The organism is Sphingomonas sp. (assembly GCF_042096255.1).
Lineage (GTDB): Bacteria > Pseudomonadota > Alphaproteobacteria > Sphingomonadales > Sphingomonadaceae > Sphingomonas.
Window position 1 is genome coordinate 1 of the sequence record NZ_JBELLZ010000108.1, and the last position, 9376, is coordinate 9376.

Here is a 9376-nt window from a genome sequence, read left to right on the forward strand (position 1 = left end):
GTCGTCTCCCCCTTCGCGCAGCCGCTGCGCGTCACCGCGCTGGGCCGCTCGGGCGCGACGCCGTCGCGCGGCGTCACCGGATCGGTCGCCTATTTCGCCACGCTCGATGATCTCGCACGGGCCCCGGACGACAGCCTCAAGGGCAAGATCGCCTTCGTTTCCAACCAGATGCAGGCGACGCAGGACGGCTCCAGCTATGGCGCTTATGGACGCGCGCGCTTCTCCGGCCCGGCGATCGCCGCGAAGAAGGGCGCCGCCGCCATCGTGATCCGCTCGATCGGCACCGATCAGGGGCGCGGCCCGCACGCGGGCACCACCACCTGGCCCGAGGGCGTCAAGCCGATCCCCGCCGCCGCTTTGTCCGTGTCGGACGCGGCGAACCTGGAGCGGATGCTCCGCCGCGACGGCGACATCATGCTGAAACTGGTGCTGACGCCCAAGTTCGTCGGCAAGCGCACCTCCGGCAATGTCGTCGCCGAAGTGCCCGGCACCGATCCCGCCGCGGGCGTGATCACGATCGGCGGGCATCTCGACAGCTGGGACCTGGGCACCGGCGCGATCGACGACGCCTCGGGCGTGGCGATCACCGCTGCGGCCGCCAAGCTGATCCTGGACAGCGGCCGCCAGCCGCGCCGCACCATCCGCGTCGTCTGGTTCGGCGACGAGGAGATGGGCGGCTATGGCGGCGAGGAGCATGCCAGGCTGCACGCCGGCGAGACGCACGCCCTGGTCGCCGAATCGGATTTTGGCGCGGATCGGGTGTGGCGCTTCCAGTCGGCACTCAGCGGCGCTGCGGCGCCGGTGGCGGACCGGCTCGCGGCCGCGCTCGCGCCGCTCGGCATCGTCCGCGGGACGGGAGCGCCGCATGGCGGCGCGGACGTGGAGCCGCTGATGAAACTCGGCGTGCCGGCGCTGGACCTCAACCAGTCCGGCCTGCGCTATTTCGATTATCATCACACGCCAGAGGACACGCTGGAACGCGTCGATCCCGCACAATTGCGGCAGAATGTGGCGGCTTGGACAGCGATGCTGGCGGTGCTTGCCGATGCCCCGGAGCCGGTCGGCAATGCGACGAGTCGCGGCTCGTCGCAGCAGTGATGCCGCTCGACGCGACGAATGGGGTTTGACGACCGGGTGTGCTGCGCTATTGGGCGTTTTCGCGGCGGCGGCAGCCGGCGCGTACACATTTGTGTGGGGAGCACCTAGATGAAGAAGATCGCGCTTGTCGCCGTTGCCGCCGGCCTGCTGTCGGTTGCCGCTTGCTCGAAGTCGCCGGAAGCGGCTGCGGTGGAGAACAACGCCGACATGGTGGCGGACAACATGGACATGATGGCCGACAACATGGCCGACATGTCCAACACCACGATGGACCCGACCGCCGAGGGCAACATGGAAGCAGCGGCCGAGAATCTGCACGACGCCGCGGACAACGTCCGTGACGCGGCTGACGAAGCCACTGACAACATGTGATCCGACGGCCCCGGAGCGACACCGCTCCGGGGCCTTCGTTTTTCTATGACCCGCCCCGCCCTCCTGCTCGCGACATTGCTCGCTATGCTGTCGGCCTGCTCGCGGGACGACCCACCGCCCTCCGTGGCGAACCAGTCCGCCGCGATCGCGAACGATCTGGAAGCGCGCGCGAACGCGCTGGAAATGCAGGCGGACAACATGGCCAGCCTCGAAGTCGAGGATGCGCTGCGCAACGCGCCTGACCTGGACGCCGCGCTTGCGAACATGACCAACGAGGCCGCGCCGGCGCGCTAGGTTCGCGTCACTCCAGCGGATCGTTCCGGGTCGTCACCAGCGCCGCGCCCGTCCCCCTCGCCTGACCTTCGATGCTCGCGATCTCCGCGCCGATCAGCCGCGCCCGGCTCTTTGCGCCCGCATGCGTGCGACTGCGGAACAGCCCGCCATCCGCCTTGTCGCCCGCCCCCGTCCAGAAGCGCACCGCCACCTGCGGGTCATAGCCGGCATTGCGCAGCAGATGAACGGACAGTCGGTCCGCCTCGTCCTCCGTCCGCCGGATCAGTCGTCCGTTGCGCCCCACCTCGGCGAAGACGCCGCGGCTGACCCCTGCCGCATCGAGGCGCGCGCGATGGCGCAGGATGTTGTGCGCCAGCTCGTGCGCGACCAGCACCGCCACCTCCTCATCCGGCACGCGCGCGAACCAAGCGACGCCGATCTGCACGGTAGCTCCGTCGGCCTGGGCGGTAAGCTTGGGGCCGAGCAGCAGTTCGAAGGTGGAGCGGCAGCCCGGCGACGGCGCGACGGTCACCCTGCGGTCGACCCCGTCGCGGCGCAGCGTCAGCCGCAGCGGCTCGGCGGCGGGCGAATCACCGATCATTGCGCGCGCGCCATCGCGACTGGCGCTGCTCGCCTCCGCCCGCGCCTCGACGCGGACCGCGCGCCCGTTCACCGCGACCAGCCCGTCGCCCTCCCCCACCCCGGCTTGCGCCGCCGCGCTTCCCGGCACCACCGCCTCCACCGCAACGGGAGTCGGCAGGCCGAGAGCCTTGGCTGCGGCCTCGCGCTCCTCGGGCGGGTATTGATCCGCCGCATGCAGCACCACGCCCGGCGTCGGCGCCAGGTCCGGACAGATCGGCGCGTTGGCGGTCACCAGCCGGTGCGCAATGGCGGCCAGCTGGCGGTCCACCGTGCGCAGCGCCGCATAGTCGATCGCCGCGGCGGCGAGGGCGACGGTCAGCACGCGCCGCGCAACCCCAGGTCGATCGCGGCATCGATCATCGCGTCATCGCGAGGGACCTGACCGTCGAGCATCAGCAACGCCAGCCCATGCGCCAGCGCCCAAGCCTTGAGCGCGAACACCCGCGCGTCAGCACCGGGTGGCGCCAGCGCCGCGGCATTGGCGCGCAGCATCGCCATCGCATCCTCGTCCTTGTCGAGCAGATCGCCCTTTTGCGGATGCGCGAAGATCAGGCGGAATAGCGCGGGGTGATCCAGCGCGAAGCGGACATAGGCGCCCCCGGTCGCGCCGAAGCCGGCCGATCCCCCGCCCGCTCGCTCGGACGCGGCGCGCTGCGCCTCGGCCAGCATCCTCAGCCCCTCTCCTGCCAGCGCCGCCAGCAGCGCGCCCTTGTCGGGGAAGTGACGATACACCGCGGTCGGGCTCACCCCCGCGGTCCGCGCCAGCGCGCGCAGCGACAGCTCGCTTCCCGCGTCCAGCGCCTCCAGCCCGGCGGTGACGAGGGCGGCGCGCAGGTCGCCGTGGTGATAGGTCCGTTCAGTCATGTTGACAGTGCTTACATCTTCGCTATGTTGACAGTGTGAACACCGACTCGGGTTCACGCAACAGGAGAGTCGTCATGGCCTCGTCCGTCGAAACCGCCGTCCGCGCCACCGTCACCAAGGGCATCTCCGCACTCGCCGCGTTCAACCGCCGCCGCCTGCCCGACGTGGCGGCGCATCCGTTCCTGTCCGGCATCCACGCCCCCATGGCGGGCGAGACGACGATCGTCGACCTGCCCGTCACCGGCACCATCCCCGCCGGGCTGGACGGCCGCTACCTGCGGATCGGGCCCAATCCGGTCGAGCCCGATGCACGCGGTTACCATTGGTTCCTCGGCGACGGTATGGTCCACGGCGTGGCGGTGAAGGACGGCCGCGCGCTCTGGTATCGCAATCGCTGGATTCGCTCCAACGCGGTCGCGGCAGCCTTGGGCGAGGCGCCCGCGCCGGGGCCGCGCCACAACTTCGATACGGTCAACACCAATGTCGTTGAGATCGGCGGGCGCACCTGGGCGCTGGTGGAGGCGGGCAGCTATCCGGTCGAGCTCGACTTCACGCTGGAGGAGCAAACCTACAACGATTTCGACGGCACGCTCGAAGGCTCGTTCACCGCCCATCCCCATCGCGATCCCGACACCGGCGAGCAGCATGCGATCTGCTACGAAGGGACCGATCCGAACACCGTCCGCCACGTGGTGATCGATCGCGACGGCCGCGTGGTGCGCGAGGAGCCGGTGTCAGTCCGTCACGGCCCCTCGATCCACGATTGCGCGATCACCGCCCGCTACGTGCTGATCCTCGACCTGCCCGTCACCTTCTCGATGCGGGCGCTGATCGGCGGCCATGCCTTCCCTTACCAGTGGAACCCCGACCATCCCGCCCGCGTCGGCCTGCTACCGCGCGGCGGCACCGCGGCGGACGTGATCTGGTGCCCGGTTGACCCCGCCTATGTCTTCCACGTCGCCAACGCTTATGATGCAGAGGACGGCAAAGTCGTGCTCGACGTGTGCGCCTATGCCTCGATGTTCGCCGAGGCGACCGGCGGCCCCAACGGCCGGTCGTTGGGGCTGGAGCGCTGGACGATCGATCCGGGCGCGCGCACCGTCACTCGCCGCACGATCGACGCGAGCCCGCAGGAATTCCCTCGGCCGGACGAGCGCCGCTTCGGCAAGCCCTATCGCTACGCGTACACGATGGCCCTGCCCAACCATGCCGATGCCGAGTTCATCGGCGCCACCGCGCTCTACAAGCATGACCTGGAGGCCGGCACCCGCGAAACGCACACGTTCGGCGACGGCCATTATCCGGGCGAGTTCGTCTTCGTTCCCGCCGCGCCGGAAAGCGCCGAAGACGAGGGCTGGCTGATCGGCCTGGTGGTGGACCTGGCGAACGAGACCACCGACCTGGTGATCCTCGACGCGCAAAAGTTCGCCGGGCCGCCAGTCGCCAGCATCCGCATCCCGCACCGCGTACCGCCGGGCTTCCACGGCAACTGGATCGCGGGCTAAAGAGCGCGCACCAGCTGGAGGCACTACGATGGACCTTGGACTCGCCGGCCGCACCGCCATCGTCTGTGCCTCCAGCCACGGTCTCGGCCGCGCCTGCGCCGAGGCGCTCGCCGCCGCCGGGTGCAATCTCGTGCTCAACGGCCGTGATCCCGGCGCCTTGGCGAACACCGCCCGTGCGATCCGCGAAACCGGCGCCACGGTGACGGAGGTCGCCGGCGACATCTCCGACGAAGGCGTGCAGCGGGCTCTGGTCGAGGCGACGGGCGCGCCCGACATCCTCGTCAACAACAACGGCGGCCCGCCGCTGCGTGACTTTCGCGCGGTCGATCAGGACGCGCTCCACGCCGGGCTGGAAGCCAATATGGTGACGCCGATCCGGCTGGTGCAGAAGGTGGTCGACGGTATGGTCGAGCGCCGTTTCGGCCGGATCGTCTGCATCACCTCCGCCTCGGTAAAGACGCCTACCCCCGGCCTCGACCTGTCGAGCGGCGCGCGCGTCGGCCTCACCGGCTTCCTCGCCGGAGTCGCGCGCTCGGTGGCGCATGCCAACGTGACCATCAACTTCCTGCTCCCGGGCCTGTTCGAGACGCGCCGCCTCGCCGGCGTCCACGCCTTCGCCGCCAAGGCGCAGGGCGTCGATGAGGCCGAAGCAGCCGAGCGTGCGCGGGGCCGCATCCCCGCCCGGCGATTCGGCGAGCCATCCGAGTTCGGCGCCGCCTGCGCCTTCCTGTGCTCGGCACAGGCGGGCTATATCACCGGCCAAAGCCTGTTGCTCGACGGCGGCGCCTACCCCGGCGTGCTGTAGCGCTTTCCTTTGTTGCGTGCGGAGGGTAACGCGCGCAATCCTGTTACCTGACTCGATGGAACCCGAAATGACCGCCTGGTCGCCCAGCAGCTGGACCGCCCACGAAGCCCGCCAGCTTCCTGATTATCCCGACACGACGGCGCTGGACGCCGCGACCAGGGCACTGCGCTCCTATCCGCCGCTGGTCTTCGCCGGCGAGGCGCGCAACCTGACCGCCGATCTCGCCAAGGTCGCGGAAGGCAAGGCGTTCCTGCTTCAGGGCGGTGACTGTGCCGAAAGCTTCGCCGAGTTCCACCCGAACAACATTCGCGACACCTTTCGCGTCATCCTCCAGATGGCGGTAGTCCTCACCTTCGCCTCCAAGCTGCCGGTGGTGAAGCTTGGCCGCATGGCGGGCCAGTTCGCCAAGCCGCGCTCGGCCAACACCGAAGTGATCGACGGGGTCGAGCTGCCCAGCTACCGCGGCGACAACGTCAACGACATCGCCTTCACGCCCGAGGCGCGCATCCCCGATCCGCAGCGAATGATCCAGGGCTATGCCCAGTCGGCGGCGACGCTGAACCTGCTGCGCGCCTTTGCCAGCGGCGGCTACGCCAACCTCCACCAGGTCCACCGCTGGACCCACGACTTCATGGGCCGCAGCCCCTGGGCCAAGAAGTACGCCGAGACCGCCGACCGGATCGGCGAGGCGCTCGATTTCATGGCCGCCTGCGGGATCGACGCGGACACCGTGCCGCAGCTGTCGGCGACGCAATTCTACACCAGCCATGAGGCATTGCTGCTCCCCTATGAGGAGGCGATGACCCGGCAGGATTCGCTGACCGGCGACTGGTATGACACCTCCGCCCACTTCCTGTGGATCGGCGACCGCACCCGGTTCGAGGGCTCCAGTCACGTCGAGTTCCTGCGAGGCATCGGCAACCCGATCGGCATCAAGTGCGGCCCCAGCCTGGAGCCCGACGCGCTGCTGCGCATGCTCGACACGCTCAATCGCGCGCGCGCGCCGGGGCGGATCACGCTGATCACCCGCTACGGCCATGACAAGATCGAGGGTGCGCTGCCGCGGCTGGTGCGTGCGGTGACGCGCGAGGGGCATCCGGTCGTCTGGTCATGCGACCCGATGCACGGCAACACGATCAAGGCGGCGACCGGCTACAAGACTCGGCCGTTCGACCGCATTCTCGCCGAGGTGCGGGGCTTTTTCGCCGTGCACCGCGCCGAGGGTACACATGCAGGCGGCATCCACGCCGAAATGACCGGCCAGAACGTCACCGAATGCACGGGCGGTGCGATCGCGGTGACCGAGCAGGGCCTGGCGGATCGCTATCATACGCATTGCGATCCGCGGCTCAATGCGGGGCAGAGCCTGGAGCTTGCCTTTCTGCTGGCCGAGATGCTCAACGCCGAGATGGCGGAGCGCCGCCGCCAGGCGGCGTAAGCGAGCCGGGCCGAGCGTCGCCGCTCGGCCCGGCCGCACCGGTCAGGCGGCGACGCTCGCCGCGCTGGTGTTGATCGCGCCGTTGACGCCATCGGGGAAGAAGCCCCCGCCGACCACCGCCGCACCGTTCAGATAGACAATGTTGAGCACCTGGCCCGCGCTGCGGCCGAAGACGATCGCATTGGCATCGGCGGGAACGAGGTTCGGCGTCTGTCCCGGTCGCAGGATCAGCGGCTGATCCAGATCGTCGGGGCCATCAAGCAGATCGCGGGCCGCCGAGATCTTGTTCGCGGGCGAGCGCGCCTCCACCCCGCGCGCGAACAGCGCAGTGCGGAGCAGGCCGGCGTGATAGGCCTCCGCTGAGAGGATGCCGGCCGAGGCCTCGATGTAGGCCGCATTGGTCAGCAGCGGCGCCGCACCCTGATAGGCCGTGACGCCCACGTCCTCGAAGATGAACGCGCCCAGCAGGAAGTTCAGGTCCGAGGCATAGGGATCGAACGTCTGACCGTCGCCGATCACGCCTGCAGCACGTGCCGCCGCCGTGAAGGCGCCGTCCGCGCCGCCGCCGATGTTGATCCGCGGCTGCGCCACCGCAGCGGACCCGAGCGCCGTGCGGAGGAAGGCGACGTGCGCCGCCTCGTCCCCGGCGATCTCGCGCGCATATTGCGCGACCACGCGATCGCTGAAGCTCACCTGGCGACCGCCGATGACCTCACCCTGGGTGCCTGTGCCGCCCAGCTGGGCATTGGGCAGACCCACGCCGGTGGCGGCATAGGCGTAGAACTGCGCCTCCAGATATTCGAGATTGAGCGCGAAGTTCAGCACGTCGGCGTCGGTGATCGCCGGGGTGGGCGTCGGGCTCGGTGTCGGCGTCGGACTTGGTGTCGGCGTTGGGCTCGCCGTCGGTGTTGGGGTCGGCGAGATGTCGTCGTCGTCATCATCGCACGCGGCGAGCATCGAAAGCCCGCCTGCCGCGACGGCGGCGCCGCCGGCAACCTTGAGGAACCGGCGCCGTTCGGCGCGGCGATTGTCGCTCGCGTTCAAGACCGCGAGCAGGAGCGTTTCGTCCTTCATCCTGTGTCTCCCTGTGTCTCGCGGCTCAGGCCGCCGTGCCGCTGCTGGCGGCGCTGGTGACGATCGTGCCGTTGGCGCCCTGCGGGAAGAAGCCGCCCATCGTCACCGCCTCCGGGGTGAGATAGACGATGTTGAGCACCTGGCCGGCGCTGCGGCTGAAGGTAAGCCCGTTGCGATCGAGCGGGGCGATATTGGACACGCTCTGCCCGTTGAGTTGTCGTGGCCGGACGCCTTGGTCGCGCTGGCCCTGCCCGTCCAGGCTGTCGCGCGCGTTGGAAATCGCCTCGGTGGCCTGCACCAACTGCAAGGACGGAGTCTCGATGCCCTTGGCGTACAGCGTCGTCCGCACGATGGCGGCGTGATACGCCTCCACCGCGTGAATGCCCGCCGCGGCGCTCAGATAAGTCTTGTTGGTGATCAACGGCGCCGCACCCTTGTAGGCGGTCACGCCGACGTCCTCGAAGATGAACGCGCCCAGCAGGAAGGCCTCGTCATTGGCATAAGGATCGAAGGACTGGCCTGCGCCGACCAGGCCGGCGGCGCGCGCCGCGGTGCTGAAGGCGCCGTTCGGGCGGGTGCTCAGGTCCAGCTTGGGCTGCGCTACCGCCGCACTCGTAAGTTGGGCGCGCAGGAAGCGGACGTGCGCCAGCTCGTCCGCGGCGATCTCAGTGGCATAGGCGCGCACCGCACGATCGGTGAAGTTCACCTTCCGCCCGCCGTTGGCCGTGCCGGCCCGGCCGGTGCCGGAAGTGTCCTCGGTAGGGATCGGCGTGCCGTAAACGGCATAGTGATAGAAGTTCGCCTCTAGATACTCGAGGTTCAGCGCGAAGTTCAGGATGTCGGCATCGGTAACCGCCTGCGCGTTGGCCGCGGAGCCGAAGGCGAAGGCACCGGCGCCGACCGCGCTTGCACCAAGTATGGCGGTAAAGAAGGCACGTCGATTCTCGCGCCTTTCCACACGCGCATCGAGCGCGCGCGTAACGTCGTCGGACTGGACCGTCACAGCATCCTCCCTAGGACAGAGCAGGCATTGACCTTCACGCGCCAGGGCTGGCCGTGCTCGTTGGTGGGACTTCGCTCCCCGGCACCTGAGGTACGCGCCGATCCGGCGGAAGGGCGCAAATCGTTCAAAAAATAGCTTAAATGCCGCTCGCTGATCGACTGCTCACGTCGTCACGGCGCCGCAACGATGTCCGGCAAACCCGCTTGACGCGAATCGACGGAGACCCTAGAGGCCCCTCTCCGCGCGAGGCCCCTTCGTCTAGCGGTCTAGGACGTCGCCCTCTCACGGCGAAAACACGGGTT

General features: G+C 69.2%; 10 protein-coding genes. 6 read left to right on the top strand and 4 right to left on the bottom strand.

The window, feature by feature from the left end; all coding sequences use genetic code 11:
• The 3 genes from ACFDTH_RS15610 to ACFDTH_RS15620 form a co-directional block, all read left to right on the top strand.
• The coding region (locus tag ACFDTH_RS15610) for a M20/M25/M40 family metallo-hydrolase (protein ID WP_375288485.1) at nucleotides 1-1098 on the top strand (1098 nt) is incomplete at its 5' end.
• Between the two features lie 108 nt (nucleotides 1099-1206).
• Nucleotides 1207-1470: a hypothetical protein gene (locus tag ACFDTH_RS15615; protein ID WP_375288486.1), complete on the top strand. Its 264-nt coding sequence runs from the start codon at nucleotides 1207-1209 to the stop codon at nucleotides 1468-1470.
• Nucleotides 1471-1515: 45 nt separating this feature from the next.
• Nucleotides 1516-1764: a hypothetical protein gene (locus tag ACFDTH_RS15620; RefSeq protein ID WP_375288487.1), complete on the top strand. Its 249-nt coding sequence runs from the start codon at nucleotides 1516-1518 to the stop codon at nucleotides 1762-1764.
• A gap of 7 nt (nucleotides 1765-1771) precedes the next feature.
• On the opposite strand, the gene ACFDTH_RS15625 is transcribed toward ACFDTH_RS15620, so the two are convergent.
• Both ACFDTH_RS15625 and ACFDTH_RS15630 read right to left on the bottom strand, forming a co-directional pair.
• Nucleotides 1772-2707 carry a peptidase M48 family protein gene (locus ACFDTH_RS15625; protein ID WP_375288488.1) on the bottom strand — a complete coding sequence of 312 codons (936 nt, stop codon included), beginning with the start codon at nucleotides 2705-2707 and terminating at the stop codon, nucleotides 1772-1774.
• The gene (locus ACFDTH_RS15630; protein ID WP_375288489.1) at nucleotides 2701-3249 is read right to left on the bottom strand and encodes a TetR/AcrR family transcriptional regulator; all 549 of its coding nucleotides are present in this window, start codon (nucleotides 3247-3249) and stop codon (nucleotides 2701-2703) included. Before ACFDTH_RS15630 ends, ACFDTH_RS15625 begins: the two co-directional genes overlap by 7 nt.
• 74 nt (nucleotides 3250-3323) lie before the next feature.
• Between ACFDTH_RS15630 and ACFDTH_RS15635 the strand changes: the two genes are divergently transcribed.
• The 3 genes from ACFDTH_RS15635 (at nucleotide 3324) to ACFDTH_RS15645 (ending at nucleotide 6997) form a co-directional block, all read left to right on the top strand.
• Nucleotides 3324-4754: a carotenoid oxygenase family protein gene (locus tag ACFDTH_RS15635; protein WP_375288490.1), complete on the top strand. Its 1431-nt coding sequence runs from the start codon at nucleotides 3324-3326 to the stop codon at nucleotides 4752-4754.
• 28 nt (nucleotides 4755-4782) lie between these two features.
• The gene (locus ACFDTH_RS15640; protein ID WP_375288491.1) at nucleotides 4783-5559 is read left to right on the top strand and encodes an SDR family oxidoreductase; all 777 of its coding nucleotides are present in this window, start codon (nucleotides 4783-4785) and stop codon (nucleotides 5557-5559) included.
• 67 nt (nucleotides 5560-5626) lie between these two features.
• Nucleotides 5627-6997 (top strand): class II 3-deoxy-7-phosphoheptulonate synthase, encoded by a 1371-nt coding sequence (locus tag ACFDTH_RS15645; RefSeq protein WP_375288492.1) that lies wholly within the window; start codon nucleotides 5627-5629, stop codon nucleotides 6995-6997.
• Between the two features lie 42 nt (nucleotides 6998-7039).
• On the opposite strand, the gene ACFDTH_RS15650 is transcribed toward ACFDTH_RS15645, so the two are convergent.
• The gene (locus ACFDTH_RS15650) at nucleotides 7040-8071 is read right to left on the bottom strand and encodes a ferritin-like domain-containing protein (RefSeq protein ID WP_375288493.1); all 1032 of its coding nucleotides are present in this window, start codon (nucleotides 8069-8071) and stop codon (nucleotides 7040-7042) included.
• 25 nt (nucleotides 8072-8096) lie between these two features.
• Nucleotides 8097-9074 carry a ferritin-like domain-containing protein gene (locus tag ACFDTH_RS15655; protein WP_375288494.1) on the bottom strand — a complete coding sequence of 326 codons (978 nt, stop codon included), beginning with the start codon at nucleotides 9072-9074 and terminating at the stop codon, nucleotides 8097-8099.
• Between the last annotated feature and the right edge of the window lie 302 nt (nucleotides 9075-9376).

Coding starts and splice junctions, on each gene's coding strand:
- ACFDTH_RS15615 (WP_375288486.1), top strand. CDS start 1,207: ATGAAGAAGATCGCGCTTGTCGCCGTTGCCGCCGGCCTGCTGTCGGTT.
- ACFDTH_RS15620 (WP_375288487.1), top strand. CDS start 1,516: ATGACCCGCCCCGCCCTCCTGCTCGCGACATTGCTCGCTATGCTGTCG.
- ACFDTH_RS15630 (WP_375288489.1), bottom strand. CDS start 3,249: ATGACTGAACGGACCTATCACCACGGCGACCTGCGCGCCGCCCTCGTC.
- ACFDTH_RS15635 (WP_375288490.1), top strand. CDS start 3,324: ATGGCCTCGTCCGTCGAAACCGCCGTCCGCGCCACCGTCACCAAGGGC.
- ACFDTH_RS15640 (WP_375288491.1), top strand. CDS start 4,783: ATGGACCTTGGACTCGCCGGCCGCACCGCCATCGTCTGTGCCTCCAGC.
- ACFDTH_RS15645 (WP_375288492.1), top strand. CDS start 5,627: ATGACCGCCTGGTCGCCCAGCAGCTGGACCGCCCACGAAGCCCGCCAG.
- ACFDTH_RS15650 (WP_375288493.1), bottom strand. CDS start 8,071: ATGAAGGACGAAACGCTCCTGCTCGCGGTCTTGAACGCGAGCGACAAT.